At 73.0% G+C, this 15,434-nt stretch carries 16 protein-coding genes; 9 read left to right on the top strand and 7 right to left on the bottom strand.

Annotated elements, in window-relative coordinates:
* Window positions 1–28 precede the first annotated feature (28 nt).
* A complete protein-coding gene (locus tag ACZ5WG_RS17185; protein WP_468723993.1) occupies window positions 29–946 on the top strand; it encodes a 1-phosphofructokinase family hexose kinase in 918 nt (305 codons plus the stop codon).
* Between the two features lie 14 nt (window positions 947–960).
* Here ACZ5WG_RS17185 and ACZ5WG_RS17180 read toward each other — a convergent pair whose 3' ends face one another.
* Both ACZ5WG_RS17180 and cdgB read right to left on the bottom strand, forming a co-directional pair.
* Window positions 961–1,971, bottom strand: coding sequence for a CBM35 domain-containing protein (locus tag ACZ5WG_RS17180; protein ID WP_468723991.1), 1,011 nt, complete (start codon window positions 1,969–1,971; stop codon window positions 961–963).
* Between the two features lie 68 nt (window positions 1,972–2,039).
* Window positions 2,040–3,770, bottom strand: a complete 1,731-nt coding sequence (gene cdgB, locus ACZ5WG_RS17175; RefSeq protein ID WP_468723990.1) for a diguanylate cyclase CdgB — start codon at window positions 3,768–3,770, stop codon at window positions 2,040–2,042.
* Between the two features lie 313 nt (window positions 3,771–4,083).
* Between cdgB and ACZ5WG_RS17170 the strand changes: the two genes are divergently transcribed.
* Entirely contained in the window at window positions 4,084–4,653 is a 570-nt protein-coding gene (locus ACZ5WG_RS17170) for a flavin reductase family protein (RefSeq protein WP_468723988.1), read from the top strand.
* 17 nt (window positions 4,654–4,670) lie between these two features.
* Here ACZ5WG_RS17170 and arfB read toward each other — a convergent pair whose 3' ends face one another.
* Window positions 4,671–5,096: an alternative ribosome rescue aminoacyl-tRNA hydrolase ArfB gene (gene arfB, locus ACZ5WG_RS17165; RefSeq protein ID WP_053786579.1), complete on the bottom strand. Its 426-nt coding sequence runs from the start codon at window positions 5,094–5,096 to the stop codon at window positions 4,671–4,673.
* A gap of 180 nt (window positions 5,097–5,276) precedes the next feature.
* Between arfB and ACZ5WG_RS17160 the strand changes: the two genes are divergently transcribed.
* Window positions 5,277–5,852, top strand: coding sequence for a TerD family protein (locus ACZ5WG_RS17160; RefSeq protein ID WP_030156998.1), 576 nt, complete (start codon window positions 5,277–5,279; stop codon window positions 5,850–5,852).
* Window positions 5,853–5,972: 120 nt separating this feature from the next.
* On the opposite strand, the gene ACZ5WG_RS17155 is transcribed toward ACZ5WG_RS17160, so the two are convergent.
* Window positions 5,973–7,409 carry a M1 family metallopeptidase gene (locus tag ACZ5WG_RS17155; RefSeq protein WP_468723986.1) on the bottom strand — a complete coding sequence of 479 codons (1,437 nt, stop codon included), beginning with the start codon at window positions 7,407–7,409 and terminating at the stop codon, window positions 5,973–5,975.
* A 163-nt stretch (window positions 7,410–7,572) separates the two neighbouring features.
* Window positions 7,573–8,130: a GlcG/HbpS family heme-binding protein gene (locus ACZ5WG_RS17150; RefSeq protein ID WP_468723985.1), complete on the bottom strand. Its 558-nt coding sequence runs from the start codon at window positions 8,128–8,130 to the stop codon at window positions 7,573–7,575.
* A 379-nt stretch (window positions 8,131–8,509) separates the two neighbouring features.
* Between ACZ5WG_RS17150 and ACZ5WG_RS17145 the strand changes: the two genes are divergently transcribed.
* The 4 genes from ACZ5WG_RS17145 to ACZ5WG_RS17130 all read left to right on the top strand — a co-directional run bounded on the left by ACZ5WG_RS17145 (window position 8,510) and on the right by ACZ5WG_RS17130 (window position 12,517).
* Window positions 8,510–9,631, top strand: a complete 1,122-nt coding sequence (locus tag ACZ5WG_RS17145) for a sensor histidine kinase (protein WP_468724533.1) — start codon at window positions 8,510–8,512, stop codon at window positions 9,629–9,631.
* Entirely contained in the window at window positions 9,628–10,281 is a 654-nt protein-coding gene (locus tag ACZ5WG_RS17140) for a response regulator (RefSeq protein ID WP_468723983.1), read from the top strand. Before ACZ5WG_RS17145 ends, ACZ5WG_RS17140 begins: the two co-directional genes overlap by 4 nt.
* Window positions 10,282–10,718: 437 nt before the next feature.
* The gene (locus ACZ5WG_RS17135) at window positions 10,719–11,816 is read left to right on the top strand and encodes a M4 family metallopeptidase (protein ID WP_468723981.1); all 1,098 of its coding nucleotides are present in this window, start codon (window positions 10,719–10,721) and stop codon (window positions 11,814–11,816) included.
* Between the two features lie 197 nt (window positions 11,817–12,013).
* The gene (locus ACZ5WG_RS17130; RefSeq protein WP_468723979.1) at window positions 12,014–12,517 is read left to right on the top strand and encodes a hypothetical protein; all 504 of its coding nucleotides are present in this window, start codon (window positions 12,014–12,016) and stop codon (window positions 12,515–12,517) included.
* Window positions 12,518–12,534: 17 nt separating this feature from the next.
* Here the strand turns inward: ACZ5WG_RS17130 and ACZ5WG_RS17125 are convergent, their stop codons facing one another.
* The gene (locus ACZ5WG_RS17125; protein ID WP_468723977.1) at window positions 12,535–13,209 is read right to left on the bottom strand and encodes a pentapeptide repeat-containing protein; all 675 of its coding nucleotides are present in this window, start codon (window positions 13,207–13,209) and stop codon (window positions 12,535–12,537) included.
* A 108-nt stretch (window positions 13,210–13,317) separates the two neighbouring features.
* Here ACZ5WG_RS17125 and ACZ5WG_RS17120 point away from each other — a divergent pair, with 108 nt between their 5' ends.
* Complete coding sequence (locus tag ACZ5WG_RS17120; protein ID WP_468724531.1) at window positions 13,318–14,310, top strand: zinc-binding dehydrogenase; 993 nt, start codon at window positions 13,318–13,320, stop codon at window positions 14,308–14,310.
* Between the two features lie 68 nt (window positions 14,311–14,378).
* Window positions 14,379–14,882, top strand: a complete 504-nt coding sequence (locus ACZ5WG_RS17115) for an FBP domain-containing protein (RefSeq protein WP_468723976.1) — start codon at window positions 14,379–14,381, stop codon at window positions 14,880–14,882.
* Between the two features lie 33 nt (window positions 14,883–14,915).
* Here ACZ5WG_RS17115 and ACZ5WG_RS17110 read toward each other — a convergent pair whose 3' ends face one another.
* Window positions 14,916–15,395, bottom strand: coding sequence for a GNAT family N-acetyltransferase (locus ACZ5WG_RS17110; RefSeq protein ID WP_468723974.1), 480 nt, complete (start codon window positions 15,393–15,395; stop codon window positions 14,916–14,918).
* Window positions 15,396–15,434 lie beyond the last annotated feature (39 nt).

Raw genomic sequence — 15,434 nt, 5'->3', positions numbered from 1 at the left:
CCGGCACACACCGAGACCGGGGCCTGCCATGATCCTGACCGTGACGCTCAACACCGCACTCGACGTCACCCACCACGTACCGAAGCTGATCGCGCACACCACGCACCGGGTCACCACCGTGACCGAGAGACCTGGCGGCAAGGGCCTCAACGTCGCCCGCGTGCTGGCCGCCCTCGGCCACGAGGTCACCGCGACCGGCTTCGCGGGCGGCCGCACCGGCGCCGTCGTGCACGAACTGCTCGCCGGCTCACCGCAGGTGACGGACGCTCTGGTGCCCTGCGCGGGCACCACCCGGCGCACCCTGGCCGTCGTCGACGAGGCCTCGGGCGACACCACGCAGTTCAACGAGCCGGGCCCACTCATCAGTTCCGCGGAGTGGGCGGAGTTCCTCGCCCGCTACGAGGCCCTGCTGGCCGGCGCCGGCGCGGTCGCCCTGTGCGGCAGCCTCCCGCCGGGCGTGCCGGTGGGCGCGTACGCGGTGCTCGTACGGGCCGCCCGCGCGGCCGGGGTCCCGGTCCTCCTGGACACCAGCGGCGAGGCCCTGCGCCGCGGAGTCGCCGCCCGCCCGGAGATGATCAAGCCGAACGCCGCCGAGCTCGCCGAGCTGACCGGCTCCCGCGAGCCGCTGCAGGCCACCCGCGACGCCCGCCGCCGCGGCGCGCACGCCGTGGTCACCTCGCTCGGCCCGGGCGGGCTGCTGGCGGCCACCGCCCAGGGCACCTGGCAGGCGGCCCCGCCCCGCGCCCTGACGGGCAACCCGACCGGAGCCGGCGACTCCGCGGTAGCGGGCCTGCTGTCGGCGCTCACGGAGGGCCTGGACTGGCCGGCCCGCCTGACCCGCGCGGTAGCCCTCTCGGCAGCCACGGTCCACGCCCCGACGGCAGGGGACTTCGACCCCCGCACCTACGAGGAGGTACGGGGGTCGGTGAAGCTGACGGAGCGCTAGGGCCGTTGCCCGGCTCAGCCCTTCTCGAGCCAGAGCTGGTCGAGGTTGACCTCGCACTGGTTCCCGGCCTCGCACGAGATCTTGATCGTGTTCGTGCCCTGCTTGAGCGTCACGAGCGACCAGGTGTTGGTCCAGCCCTTGTCCCACTCACCCGGCTTGGCCTGGGAGAAGTTCTTCATGTTGACCGGCCGGGACTGCGCCTCGCCGTTGATGGTCAGCGTGGTGCTGGCGTCCTTGCCCGGCACCCCGTAGACCATCTTCAGCTTGTACTGGCCCGCCTTGGCCACGTCCACGGTCCACGTCGCCGCCGCACCGGCGGCGTTCAGGCCGCCCACGTACTGGCCGCCCGCGCTCTTCGCGCCCGGGACCGTGCCCTCGAGGTGTGCGCCGCCGGTCAGGGACATGCCCGCACCCGAGGCGTCCGCCTTGGGCAGCGGGGCCTCCGGGGACGTCGAGGGGCTCGGCTGCGCGGAGGACGAGTTCTGCGGCTGCGCGGACTGCTGCCCGCCCGTCGCGTTGCCCTTGTCGTTCTTGTCCTTGTCCTTGTCACCGAAGGTCACGGCCGCACCGATGCCGATCGCGACCGCGGCGACCACCGCGACCGCCGCGATGAGCATGCCCTTGCGGCTGGAACCGCTGCCTCCGCCGTGGCCGCCCGGCGCGGGGATCGTCGCCGTGGCCTGCCCCTGCTGCGGCGGAACCCCGTAGCCGCCCGCCTGGAGGGCCTCAGGGGCCTGGTACTGAGCCTGGTAGGCCGGCGGCTGCTGCTGCGGAACCTGGGCGCCGCGCTGGCCGCCGTACGTCCGCTCGCCGACCGTGCGCACCTGGTTGTAGGAGGTACGGGGGACACCGGGCTGTACGCCTGGCTGACCACCGACCGTCGGGCCGGGGTAGCCGTATCCACCGCCCGACGCGGGCGGGGTGGCTCCGGCGGCCTGGCCGTCCGCGTAGAGGTAGCCGAACGGGTCGTCGTCCTCGGGCTGGTTCGCCCCACTGTTCGAGCCGTGGTTCGCGGGCGTCGTCATCGCAGGTCACTCCTTTCAACCCACGGGAGCCTACCCCGAACAGGTGCACCCACGGGCGGCCGATCGCCTCATCCGGCCCGGCGGTGCGCCTTGGAACGGGACCTTTTCTCGATGTACATCCGCTGGTCGGCCGAGCGCAGCACCTCGTCCGCCGACATCCCGCAGCTGGCCCATCCGATGCCGAAACTCGCGCCCACACGGACCGCGCGGCCGTCCACGCGGATCGGCGGGATGATCGCGTTGCGCAGCCGGACGGCGAGGTCGGCGGCGTCGGCGGCGCCCAGTCCGTCCGCGAGGACGACGAATTCGTCACCACCCAGCCGAGCGACGGTGTCACCGTCCCTGACGCCCGTCGTCAACCGCCGGGCCACCTCGATCAGGACCGCGTCACCCGTGTGGTGCCCGAACCGGTCGTTGATCGACTTGAACCCGTCGAGGTCGCAGAAGAGCACCGCGAGCCCCTTCGTCCCGTCGTCGATGTCCGTCGCGGGCGCCACCGTGTGCACGTGGTGGTCGTACGGGCCCGCCCCCGCGCCGGCGGTCCCGGGGGCGCCGGGGGCCCCGGGCACCGCGGGCGCGCCGGGGAACTCGAAGGGCTCGGGGAAGGTGTCGGGCTGAAAGCCGTGCTCACCGCCGCCACCACCTGCCGCGAGCCCCGCGCCGGCTCCGTGCCCCTCGTAGGCCGCGTCGAGCGCCTCCACGGCGGTGGCGCGGACCGACTGCGGCCTGCGGCACAGCCGCGCGCCGAGGCGGGCGCGCAGCTCGGCGCCGTTCGGGAGGCCCGTCAGCGAGTCGTGGCTGGCCCGGTGGGCGAGCTGGAGCTCATGGCGCTTGCGCTCCTCGATGTCCTCGACGTGCGTGAGCAGGAAGCGCGGTCCGTCGGCGGCGTCCGCGACGACGGAGTTGCGCAGCGACACCCATACGTACGTGCCGTCGCGCCGCCCGAGCCGCAGCTCGGCCCGGCCGCCCTCGGCGGAGGTGCGCAGCAGGGTCCCGATGTCCTCGGGGTGGACCAGGTCGGAGAAGGAGTACCGGCGCAGTACGGACGCGGGCCGGCCCAGCAGCCGGCACAGCGCGTCGTTGGTCCGCAGCAGCCGCCCGTGCTGGTCCCCGCCCATCTCGGCGATCGCCATGCCGCTGGGCGCGTACTCGAAGGCCTGCCGGAACGACTCCTCGCTCGCGCGCAGCGCCTGCTGTTCACGCTCCAGCCGGACCAGCGCCCGCTGCATGTTCGCGCGCAGCCGTGCGTTGCTGATCGCAATCGCGGCTTGGAAGGCGTACATCTGGAGCGCTTCGCGCCCCCACGCGCCGGGGCGCCGCCCATTGCGCGGTCTGTCCACCGAAATGACACCCAGAAGTTCCCCGCCGGACGCATACATGGGGGCGTACAGCCGGTCCTCGGGGTGCCACTCGTCCTCGAAGCGCGGATCGGGGCCGTCCGTGTGCCACTGGGGCACGTCGTCCTCGAGGAGGACCCAGCCCTCGGTGTGCGGGATGAAGCGGAGCCCGTCCCAGCTCTCCCCCATCGTCAGACGGCGCTCCCAGGAGGCTCGGGAGCCGACACGGCCGGTGATGAGGGCTTCTGCGGCGGGGTCGCCGGCGAACGCGGCGACGACGAGATCCCCGTCAGGGCGTACGAGGTTGACACAGGCGAGCTGGTAGCCGAGGCCCACGACGATGCCGTCCACGACGGTCTGCAGAGTGTCCGCCAGGCTCCTGGCCGTATTGAGCTCGGCCACCACCTGGTGAAGCTGCCGCAGGGTCGCAAGACGGACGTACGGCTCCGACTCGGTCTCCATTGCTCGCTCTCCCCGAGACCTCGACAGCAACTCCAGGTTTGTCATCGGCGTTTCGTTGCGGTGTCCCGTCCACTGAATCACAGTGAGCTGTGCGCCAGGTACACAGGGTCAACAAATCTTGCTCTCTGTGACTCAAGTCACATGAGATGAATAAAGGTGGGTGGTGGGGGTGGTGGCGCCTGGGAGCGCTCCCCTGCATTCCCGGGAGCAAACGATACGCCCGGGCCTAGGGCGGCCTAGGCCGACGGGCCGGGACGCGACTCGGACTCGGGCCCGATGTGCGGCGCGGGAGGGCGAGACTAGCGTTCCCAACGTGCCGAAGACGACCCCTGTACCCGTGCCCATCACCTCCACCCTTCATCCTGAGGGCGTGAGCAACGACGAGTTCCGGGCCGCGATGTCCCGCCTGGCGGCGGGCGTGTGCCTGATCACCGCACACGAGAACCCGCTGACGCCGGACGGTCCGGGCGGCGAGGACGTCGGCATGACGGCCACCGCCTTCATGTCCGTGTCGCTGGAACCGCCGCTGGTCCTGGTGAGCCTGCGCGAGGGCTCCCGGATGGACGACCTGCTGGCGGAGCAGCCCCTGTGGGCGGTCTCGGTCCTCGCCGACCACCAGGTGCAGGTGGCGGGCCGCTTCTCGATGAAGAACCGCATCAGCGACCGGCTGCTCTTCGCGGACCTGCCCTACGTACGCGGCGAGGTCTCGGGGGCCCCGCTGCTGACGGGCGCCCTGGCCACCCTGGAATGCCGTACGGAGAACCGCGTCGAGGCGGGCGACCACACCCTGGTCATCGGCCGCGTCCTCACCTCGGCGCTCCCGTCCCCCGACTCCCCGCCGCTGGCCTACTTCCGCGGCCGCTACCGCCATCTGGCGGGCTGAGCCGAGCGCCTGCGCTGCTACCAGTCCCGGCCGGTACGGCCGCGCTTGGTCTCCGCCCGGGCCTTCTTCTCCCGGAGCCGCCGCTCGTTGATCCCCCGCGGGATCTTCGTGGCGCGGCGCGCCTTCGGCGGCGGGGCGGTGGCCTCCGCGAGCACGGACGCCATCCGGACCAACGCCATCTCCCGGTTGCGGAACTGCGACCGGTGTTCCGAGGCCCGTACGGTCAGCACCCCGTCCACCAGCCGGGCGGCGAGCCGCTCCAGCGCCCGCTCCTTCCACACGTCCGGCAGCGCCTTCGTCGCCGCCACGTCGAACAGCAGCTCCACGCGCGAGTCCGAGGTGTTCACGTGCTGCCCACCCGGCCCGGAGGATCGCGAGAAGCGCCAGGCGAGCTCCGCCTCGGGGAGCACGACCGAACCGCGAATGACATAGGGACCAGGCATGCCCCCTATGATCCCGCCCGGCGCGATGCCCGTCACCCGTATTTCCGCGGCTGAATGGTGGGGGAATCGGCGGGGAAAGCCTGGAGTGGAACCTACGGCCCCCCTCCCCGCGTTATGAAGGTCAGCGGTACCTTGGCCACAATCTCGCGGCCATGCGACGAGGAAGGGACACCAGTCAAAATGGCAGTAAGCCTGTCCAAGGGCGGCAACGTCTCGCTCACGAAGGAGGCCCCCGGCCTCAGCGCCGTCACGGTCGGCCTCGGCTGGGACGTCCGTACGACGACCGGTGTCGACTTCGACCTCGACGCCTCCGCCATCGCGGTCAACGCGATGGGCAAGGTCGTCTCCGACGGTCACTTCGTCTTCTTCAACAACAAGTCCACCCCGGACCAGAGCATCGTCCACACCGGTGACAACCGCACCGGCGAGGGCTCCGGAGACGACGAGTCCATCAACGTCAACCTCGCCACGCTCGCGGCAGACGTCGACAAGATCGTCTTCCCGGTCTCGATCTACGACGCCGACGCCCGCAGCCAGAACTTCGGCCAGGTCCGCAACGCGTACATCCGCGTCGTCAACCAGGCCGGCGGCGCCGAGATCGCCCGCTACGACCTCTCCGAGGACGCGGCCACCGAGACCGCCATGGTCTTCGGCGAGCTCTACCGCAACGGCGCCGAGTGGAAGTTCCGCGCGGTCGGCCAGGGTTACGCCTCCGGCCTGACCGGCATCGCCCAGGACTTCGGCGTCAACGTCTGAGTCCGGGCCGAGCCTGAGCCCAACCGGCCGAAAGCGCCGTAGCGAAGCCCCCTCCCGGCCGTCCGGGGAGGGGGCTTCGCCACGCCACCGCGCACCGCGCGGGGTACGGGCCCCGGCGGCCTACTTCGGCCGGCCCTTGCCGTAGAGCCAGACGTCCCAGACCTTCTTCAGGTCGTGCCCCGTCGTCCGCTCCGCGTACGCGGTGAACTCGGCCGTACTCGCGTTCCCGTACCGGTGGTCCTGGGCCCAGCCGCGCAGCAGGGCGAAGAACTTCTCGTCACCCACCTCCTGGCGGATCCGCTGCAGGACCATCGCGCCCCGGTAGTACACCGGCCCCTCGGAGATTTCCTTGGCTCCGGGCGGGTCCGCGGGCGGGAAGGCGTCCCAGTCGGAGTCGGCGTCCTTGTCCACCGCGGTGTCGCCCGCGAGGAAGGCGTCGAAGTACTGCTGCGCGGTCGTCCCGCCGTGGTCCTCGGACCACAGCCACTCGGCGTAGGTCGCGAAGCCCTCGTTGAGCCACATGTCCTTCCAGGACTTCGGCGACACCGAGTCGCCGAACCACTGGTGGGCCGTCTCGTGCAGGAGCAGCTTCTCGTCGGGTGCGCCGGAGAAGACGGGTTTGGTCTGCGTCTCCAGCGCGTACGTGAGGGTCTCGGCCGGCAGCACGATCGCCCCCGCGGTGCCGAAGGGGTACGGGCCGAACCGGCGGCTCCCCCAGTCCACGATCTCCGGCAGCCGGGCCAGCGCCGGGGCGCCGGCGGCGGCCTCCTCGGGCGTGACGGCCTCGTAGAGGGCGACCCCCGACGGGGTCCGCCCGGTGGTCACCTTGAACTTCCCGATCGCGGCGGTGGCCAGGTAGCTCGCCATCGGCTCCGCGCTGTGCCACACGAACTCGGTCCGCCCTCCCCCGGACTCCGTCCCGGAGGGACCCCCAGCGGTGTCGGTCCGGGATTTCAACTCGCCGTTCGACACCGCCTCGTAGCCCTTGGGGACCGTCAGGGTGATGTCGTACGTGGCCTTGTCGCTGGGGTGGTGGTTCCCGGGGAACCAGGCCATCGACCCGATCGGCTCGCCGACCCCGACGGCGCCGTCGGCGGTGGTGATCCAGCCTTCCTTGGCGCCGTCCGCATCCGTGATGGGCTTCGGCTTGCCGCGGTAGTCGATCTCCGTCCGGAAGACCTCGCCCTTCTTGATGTCCTCGGCCGGACGCACCGTCAGCTCCCGGCCGGTCCGGTTGAACCGCGCGCCCTCGCCCTGCACGGTGACGCCCTCGACCTCCAGGCCGCTCAGGTCGAGGTTGAAGGAGCTGAGCCCCTGCTCCGCGCGGGCGGTGATGACGGCGGTGGCGTTCAACTCCCCGTCGGCGGGGTCGTAGTCGAGGTCCAGGTCGTAGTGCTCGACCTGGTAGCCGCCGTTGCCGGCCTTCGGGAAGTACGGGTCGCGCAGCCCGGACGCACCCGGCCGCCCCTGCACCGTGCCGGCCGTACACGCCGTGGTGAGGGCGAGCAGGGCGGCGGCGGCAGGGACGGCTAGGCGGGAGAGCGCGCGGTGTTCCACGCGCCCGATCCTATGTGGGCCCGATGTCGCACTTCGGGGCGTTTCCCACGAGGGCCGGATTTCGCAGGGTCCGGATCGTGCGGCTCACGCCGCGGAGTACGTGCGGGGACCACGGGCCGGGGACCACGGGCCCGGGACCACGTGCCGGGACCACGTGCCGGGACTACTTGTCCAGGGCGTCGGCGCCGGCCTTGGCGTACTTCTCGTCCAGGTCACCGCTCGGGGCGCCGGCCACGCCGATGCCCGCGACCGGGGCGCCCTTGGCCTGCACCGGGGTGCCGCCGCCGAGGAAGAGGGTGCCGGGGATGTCCTTCAGGTTCGGCGCCTGGGCGAGACGGCCCGCGAGCACCGAGGTCGGGGCGTTCCAGGACACGGCGGTGAAGGCCTTGCGCTGCGCCGACTCGTAGGACTGCGGGCCCGCGCCGTCGCCGCGCAGGGTGACGATGGTGTTGCCGTTGCGGTCCACGACCGCGACCGTCACCTTCTGGTTCTCCTTCTGCGCGGCCTCGAGCGCGGCCTGGGCGGCGCGGGTGGCGGCGTCGATGGTGAGGTGGGTCGTGGTGGTGAAGTTCTTCTCGTTCGGCTCGCCGTCCTTCTTGGCGACGGCGGCGGCCGGGGCGGTCTCGCCCTGCGCGGCGCTGGCGCTGACCGCGCCGAAGGTCCCGGCGCCGAGCGCGACGGCGAGGGCGGTACCGGTGAGAACGCGGGTGCGGGTGTTCATGTCTGCTGCTCCTGTGTGCATCGGCTGAGTGCGTCGGCTCGTTCTGCTGCTCCAAGCCTGGGCCCGCACCCGGCGCCCACCGGTCCGCGTACCGGCTCGCGACGGCTGCCGCACCGGTTGACCCCGGGGTCAGCCGATCGGTCGATGCGGACCGGGTACGGGTACGGATTGGCTGGTCAGCGCCATCGCGTACGACCAGGCACGATGGAGGAGCCAGACACCGACCCGGGAGCCCGCCGTGAGCCACCTGAGCCGCACCCCGCCACAGGCGCCGGGGACGCCGGGCCCGCCCGGCACACCGCGGACGCCCGGCACACCCGGCACACCCGGCACACCCGGCACGGTGGGGAAGGCCGGCACACGCGCCCTGGCGACCGTCATGCACACGGCGTTCTTCCTGCTCCTCGGCGCCTCGGTGGCCCGCTTCCTGCTGCGCCACCCCGGCTCGCCCAGCACCCCGTGGATCATCGCCCTCAGCATCGTGCTGGCCCTGCTGTACGTACTCGGCCCCGCGCTCGGGGCAGCGCCCACCGTGCGGCGGATGCTCTGGCTCGGGCTGGTGGTGGCGACCTGGGTGGTCCTGGTCGTCCTCGCACCCAGCTTCGCCTGGTGCGCCGTCCCCCTCTTCTTCACCGCCCTGCGCACCCTGCCGCCCCGCGCGGCGATCGTCCTCGTGGCCCTGCTGACCGTGTTCGTGGTGGCGGCCCAGCTCAAGCTCTCCAAGGAGTTCGACCCGAACCTCCTGCTGGCCCCGCCCGCGATCGCCGCCCTCGCCACCGCCGTCTTCGTCCACATGGAGCGCCAGGCCGAGTCCCAGCGCGCGCTGATCGACGACCTGATCCGCACCCGGCGCGAGCTGGCCGCCACCGAGCGCCGCGAGGGCACCCTCGCCGAGCGGCAGCGGCTGTCGATGGAGATCCACGACACGCTCGCCCAGCACCTGTCCAGCCAGCAGATGCTGCTCCAGGCCGCGGACCGCACCTGGGACACCGACCCGGCCACCGCCCGCGCGCACGTCCGTACCGCCACCGGCATCGCGGCGCGCGGGCTGGCGGAGGCGCGGCGGCTGGTCCACGACCTGGCCCCGCCGGAGCTCGAAGGGGGCGGCGGCCTCGCGGACGCGCTGCGCGCGCTCGACGCGGGCCCGGACATCGAGGTCCGCTTCCACCTGGAGGGCACGCCCGCCCCGCTCCCGGACCGGGTCCAGTCGGCGCTGCTGCGCATCGCGCAGGGGGCGCTGGCGAACGTGCGCGAGCACGCGCACGCCCGGACCGCGGCCCTGACCCTGAGCTTCCTGGGCGACCAGGTGGTCCTCGACGTCGCGGACGACGGCGAGGGCTTCAGCGAGCCGCGCGGGGCGGGAGCGGCCGGGGACCGCGGGCACGGACTCCCGGCGATGCGCGCCCGCGTCCGCCAGCTCGGCGGCACCCTGACCCTCGAATCCACCCCCGGCGAGGGCACGGTCCTCTCCGCGGCCATCCCCCTGGAGCCCCCCGTATGACGACCGGAACCGGAACCGGCCCGATCCCGATGACGACGATCCTGCTCTGCGACGACCACGCGGTGGTCCGCGCCGGCCTGCTGGCGCTGCTCGGCAGCGCGCCCGGCATCGAGGTCCTGGGCGAGGCGGGCAGCGGCGAGGAGGCCGTCGCCCTGGCGGCGAAGCTCCGCCCGGACGTGGTGCTGATGGACCTCCAGCTGGGCGAGGGCATCGACGGGGTCGAGGCCACCCGCCGCATCACGGCGGTGACCGACCCCCCGCACGTCCTGGTCCTCACGACGTACGACACGGACGCGGACGTCACCCGCGCCATCGCGGCGGGCGCCACGGGCTACCTGCTGAAGGCGGAGCGCCCGGAGGAGCTGTTCTCCGCGATCCACTCGGCGGCGGCGGGCCGCACGACGCTCTCCCCGCCGGTGGCGAGCCGCGTGATGGCCCACATGCGGGGCTCGCGCCCGACGCTGACGGACCGCGAGCTGGACATCCTGGGCCAGCTGGCGCGGGGGCTGGGCAACCGGGACATCGCGCGGGCGCTGTTCATCAGCGAGGCGACGGTGAAGACGCACCTGGGCCGCATCTACGACAAGCTCGGCGTGGACACCCGCGCGGGAGCGGTCTCGGTGGCCAAGGAACAGCGCCTGCTGCCCTGACCGGGTCCTGCCCGGACGGGGCTCCTGCCCGGACGGAGCTCCTGCCCGGACGGGGCTCCTGCCCGGACGGGGCTCGTGCACTGACGGGCTCGTGCACTGAGCCCGGACGGGGCTCCTGCCCGGACGGGGCTCGTGCACTGACGGGCTCGTGCACTGACGGGGCTCCTGCCCGGACGGGGCTCCTGCCCGGACGGGCTCGTGCACTGACGGGGGTCCTGCCCGGACGGGGCTCCTGCCCGGACGGGCTCGTGCACTGACGGGGGTCCTGCCCGGACGGGGCTCGTGCGCTGACGGCGTCGGGTTCCGGACACCGAGCGGGGGCTGTTCGGACAACCCGGCCGGGATCCCCGAAATCCTTGTCGGAGACCTGCCAAAACCAGAGCCCGTCCTGTCACGCTCACTCGCGCCGCCACCCCGGCCACCGCGAAGGAGCCCGAGTGACCCACCCGACGTCCTCTCCCCGCACCCGCCTCGCCGTCCTCCTCGGCACCGTCGCCGTCATGACGGTCACCGCAGCCACGGCCACGGCTGCGACTGCCGCCCCCCGCAGCACCGGCACCGGCACCGGCACCGGTCACAGCCAGCACGCCGGCGCCGTCCCCCTCACCACCTACTTCACCGGCAGCGCGTACCAGCTCCGCGACACCACCCGCGGCAACCAGCGCACCCTCGACGCCATGAACCAGACCGGCGGCGGAACCCTCTTCACCGACCCCGACAACGACTGGGGCGGCACCGGCACCCCCGCCAACCGCCAGTCCGCCGGCGTCGACGCCCACTACGCCACCGCCGTCACCTGGGACTTCTACAAGGGCGTCCTCGGCCGCAACGGCATCCGCGGCGACGGTACGGGCGTCACCTCCCGCGTGCACTACGGCAGCAACTACCCCAACGCCTTCTGGGACCCGTCCTGCTCCTGCGCCAACTACGGCGACGACCCCGCCACCGGCCGGACGCTCGCCACCCTCGACATCGTCGGCCACGAGCTCACCCACGGCGTGGTCGCCGCCACCGCCGGACTCACGTACTCCGGCGAACCCGGCGCCCTCAACGAGGGCACCGCCGACATCCTCGGCACCTCGATCGAGTTCTTCGCCGACAACACCACCGACGTCGGCGACTACTTCATCGGCGAACGCGTCTTCGCCGACGGCTCCCTGCGCCGCATGGACCACCCCAGCCTCGACGGCCACTCCCGCGACTACTGGTCACGCGACATCGGCACCCTCGACCCGTACGCCGCCTCCGGCCCCGCCCGGCACTTCTTCTACCTCCTCGCCGAAGGCAGCGGCCCCAAGGAGATCAACAAGATCTCCTACGACTCCCCCACCTACGACGGCTCCAAGCTGCTCGGCATCGGCCGGGACAAGGCCGTCCGCATCTGGTACCGGGCCCTGAGCACCTACATGACCTCCACCACCAACTACGCCCGCGCCCGCACCGCCACCCTCATGGCCGCCGCCGACCTCTACGGCCCGGGCAGCGTCGAGTACGGGCGCGTCGCCGCCGCCTGGACGGCCGTCAACGTCCGCTGACGGGCGGTGGTGACGGCGATGGTTGCGGTGGGGCGGTGTCCGTGAAGCGCGGGGCATGCACCGCAGGCAGGCCCGCAGCCGCCCACGCCCGCCGGGGCGGCTGCCGGATGCGGCCTGCGGCCCGTCATCCACCGGCTCAAGACGCCCCACCGGCGTCCCGTCCCACGCACCCGCCCCACCGTGACACCATCGGGTACGTGCTCGACATCGGCTACTCCCTCTCCCGGCGCTTCCCGGACCCCCCGCAGACCGACTACCGCTCGGCGGACGTCCACTCCCTGCGCCACGACCTGTTCTGCGGGGACGTCTACCTCGCCGACACCATCAAGGACCGGGAAGTGTCCACAGCCTGGGGATGGGTGCCCGTACTGGACTTCGCCTGGGCGCTCTGCGACATCGTCGAGCAGCTCGACCAGGACCCCCGCGGCAGCCGCTCCGCCAACCGCCAGTACGCCGAGCTCGACTTCACCGAGTCCACCGACCGGATGCTGTTCGAGCGCCGCTTCGGCTGGGTCGACATCGAGGCCGACTGGATGCCGCCGGAGGAGGAACCGCTGACCTTCAGCCACCGCCTGCTGCGCCGCGAAGCCCGCGACTTCCTCCACGACCTGGTCGCCGACCTCATCGACATGCACGACGGCCTCGCCGACAACCCCGCCATCTGGACCCTCCAGGCCCGCTTCCCCCGCGTCCCGGCCTGAGCCGTCCCCCGCGGGGGCTACGACACGACGCGGAGGCCCAGCTGCGCCGCCAGGGACGGGGCCAGGCCGAAGAGCTGGGACGGGCTGATCACCGCCCCGGACAGCGCGTCCACCCCCCGCGCGATGTCCAGCTCCGCGGCCCCCCGCAGATCCACGTCCGTCATCCGCGCCCCCGTGAAATCCGCCCCCCGCAGCGCGCACCCGCGGAACTCCACCCGCTCCAGCACCGCGCCCCCGAAGTCCGCCTCCACCAGCACGCACCCGTCGAACACCACGTCCTTGAGCCGCGCCTGCCGCAGGTTCAGGTAGTCGATCTTGCCCCCGCGGACCACCACCCGCTCCAGCACCGCCCCGTGCAGCTGCACACCGCCCAGGCGCGCCTCCACCAGCTCCACATCCCGCAGCGAAGCCCCCGACAGGTCCGTCCCCACCCCCCGGACCCCCTCCAGCACCGAGTCCAGGATCCGCGCCTTCGCCAGCCCTGCCTCGTCCAGCGCGCACCGCCGCAGCGCGCAGTCCATGAACCGGGCCCCGACGCCCTCCTGCCCCACCAGGTCCAGGTCCGCGAACTCCAGCCCGTCGTAGTCCCCGTCCGGCTCCAGCTGACCGCCCTCCCACGCAGTCAGCTCCGGCAGCCGCACCTCCGGTTGCCGTGCCGCCTTCACCGTCTCCTGCTGCCCCTTGCGCGCCATGCCCCCATCGTCCCCCGCCCCACTGACAACGGCAGCGGGCAGCGTCTCGGCCCTTGACCTCGACCGCGCTTCAGGTCCGAGCCTGTCCCCATGGACACGCCGCACACCATGCACGCCATCCGCCTCCACGCCTTCGGCCCCGCCGAGAACCTCGTCCACGAGCGCAGCGAAACCCCCGTACCCGCCCCCGGCCAGGTCCGCATCGCCGTCGCCGCCGCAGGAGTCCACCTCCTCGACACCGCCCTCCGCCAGGGCGTCCAGGGCCCCGCCCCCACCCTCCCCGAGCTGCCCACCATCCCCGGCCGCGAGGTCGCCGGCACCGTCGACGCCCTCGGCCCCGGCACCGACCCCGGCTGGCTCGGCCGCCAGGTCGTCGTACACCTCGGGTTCGCGCCCGGCGGCTACGCCGAGTACACCGTCGCCGACGCCGACCGCCTGCACCCCGTACCGCCCGGCCTCGACCCCGCCGAGGCCGTCGCCATGATCGGCACCGGCCGCACCGCCCTCGGGATCCTCCAGTTCGCCGACCTCGGCCCGGACTCCGTCGCCCTCGTCCCCGCCGCCGCCGGCGGCATCGGCACACTGCTCGTCCAGTACGCCCGGGGCGCCGGCGCCACCGTCATCGCCCTGGCCGGCGGCCCCGCCAAAACCGCCCTCGCCGCCGCCAACGGCGCCGACCTCGCCCTCGACTACACCGCCCCCGGCTGGACCGATGCCGTACGCCGACACCACCCCGCCGGCGCCACCGTCCTCTTCGACTCCGTCGGCGGCCCCACCGCCCGCGCCGCCCTCGGCCTCCTCGCCCCCGGCGCCCGCCACCTCGTCTTCGGCCGGTCCGCCGGCCCCGTCCCCCTCACCGACACCGACCGCGCCGACCTCACCGCCCGCGCCGTCACCACTCACAACGTCCTCGGCCTCGCCATGCTCCGGCGAGCCGGCGGCGACAACCCCCTGCGCCTCCTGGAAACCCGCGCCCTCGCCGAAGCCGCCGCCGGCCGGCTCCGGCCCGCCCTCCAGCGCTACCCGCTCGCCGAAGCGGCCGCCGCCCACCACGCCCTGGAAACCCGCGCCACCACCGGCAAAGTCGTCCTCGAGCCCTGAGGGGAACCCCCGCGCCGCCGGTAATATCGGATGACAGCAGCCCTTACCCCCACGTACCGTCCCCCGACGTGGACCCGCTCACCGAAAAACAGATCCGTTCGTCCTTCGTGAACTGCACCAAGGGCGAGGCAGCCCGCCTCAAGCTCCCCCTGGACTTCAGCGAACTCCCCTGGGAAGACCTCGACTTCCTCGGCTGGGTGGACCCCGGCGCCCCCCTGCGCGCCCACCTCGTACGCCAGGACGCCGACGGCAACCCCATAGGCATCACGCTGCGCGTCCCCGGGGCCAGCCGCACGAGCGCCCTCAAGTCCAGCGTCTGCCAGATCTGCCTCACCGGCCACGCAGCCTCCGGCGTCTCCCTCCTCGTCGCCCCCCTCGCCGGGGCCCGCGGCCGCGAGGGCAACACCGTCGGCATGTACGTCTGCGCCGACCTCGCCTGCTCCCTCTACATCCGGGGCAAGCGACAGCCCAAACTGCGCGCCGGCCGCCACGAGGAGACCCTCACCCTCCCCGAGAAGATCGACCGCACCCGCACCAACCTCGACGCGTTCACCGCCAAGATCACCGGCTGACGGCGCACGCACCACCGGCCCGGCGCAGCGGCCTCAGCCCTGCGCCGAGCCCAGCTCCCTCAGCGGCCCGCCCGTCAGCCGGTACACCGACCACTCGTCCTGCGGCCGCGCACCCAGAGCCTCGTAGAACGCGATCGTCGGCTCGTTCCACTTCAACACCGCCCACTCGAGCCGCTCGTAGCCGCGCTCCACACAGATCCGCGCCAGCTCCGCCAGCAGCGCCTTCCCGTGCCCGCCACCGCGCACGCCCGGCCGCACGTACAGGTCCTCCAGGTAGATCCCGTGCACCCCGCGCCACGTCGAGAAGTTCAGGAACCACAGCGAGAACCCGACGGCCTCCCCGTCCTCCGCCTCCGCGATGTGCGCGAACGCCGCGGGCCGCGCCCCGAACAGCGCCTCCCGCAACTGCTCCTGCGTGGCCCGCGCCTCGTGCGGCACCTTCTCGTACTCCGCCAGCTCGCGGATCATGGCGTGGATGACGGGGACGTCTTCGACAACAGCGCTACGGATCATCCCGGCAGCCTAGAACGCCACCGGGAACGCAGCCGCGCG

The organism is Streptomyces sp. NPDC032745 (genome assembly GCF_055579465.1).
The sequence above is the reverse complement of the archived record's forward strand: the minus strand, read 5'-3'. Positions and strand labels throughout refer to the sequence as shown.

Bases quoted from the DNA above. Each gene is read 5' to 3' on its own strand.
- ACZ5WG_RS17185 (WP_468723993.1), top strand. From the start codon at position 29: ATGATCCTGACCGTGACGCTCAACACCGCACTCGACGTCACCCACCAC.
- ACZ5WG_RS17180 (WP_468723991.1), bottom strand. From the start codon at position 1,971: ATGACGACGCCCGCGAACCACGGCTCGAACAGTGGGGCGAACCAGCCC.
- cdgB (WP_468723990.1), bottom strand. From the start codon at position 3,770: ATGGAGACCGAGTCGGAGCCGTACGTCCGTCTTGCGACCCTGCGGCAG.
- arfB (WP_053786579.1), bottom strand. From the start codon at position 5,096: ATGCCTGGTCCCTATGTCATTCGCGGTTCGGTCGTGCTCCCCGAGGCG.
- ACZ5WG_RS17160 (WP_030156998.1), top strand. From the start codon at position 5,277: ATGGCAGTAAGCCTGTCCAAGGGCGGCAACGTCTCGCTCACGAAGGAG.
- ACZ5WG_RS17150 (WP_468723985.1), bottom strand. From the start codon at position 8,130: ATGAACACCCGCACCCGCGTTCTCACCGGTACCGCCCTCGCCGTCGCG.
- ACZ5WG_RS17145 (WP_468724533.1), top strand. From the start codon at position 8,510: ATGCACACGGCGTTCTTCCTGCTCCTCGGCGCCTCGGTGGCCCGCTTC.
- ACZ5WG_RS17140 (WP_468723983.1), top strand. From the start codon at position 9,628: ATGACGACCGGAACCGGAACCGGCCCGATCCCGATGACGACGATCCTG.
- ACZ5WG_RS17125 (WP_468723977.1), bottom strand. From the start codon at position 13,209: ATGGCGCGCAAGGGGCAGCAGGAGACGGTGAAGGCGGCACGGCAACCG.
- ACZ5WG_RS17120 (WP_468724531.1), top strand. From the start codon at position 13,318: ATGCACGCCATCCGCCTCCACGCCTTCGGCCCCGCCGAGAACCTCGTC.
- ACZ5WG_RS17110 (WP_468723974.1), bottom strand. From the start codon at position 15,395: ATGATCCGTAGCGCTGTTGTCGAAGACGTCCCCGTCATCCACGCCATG.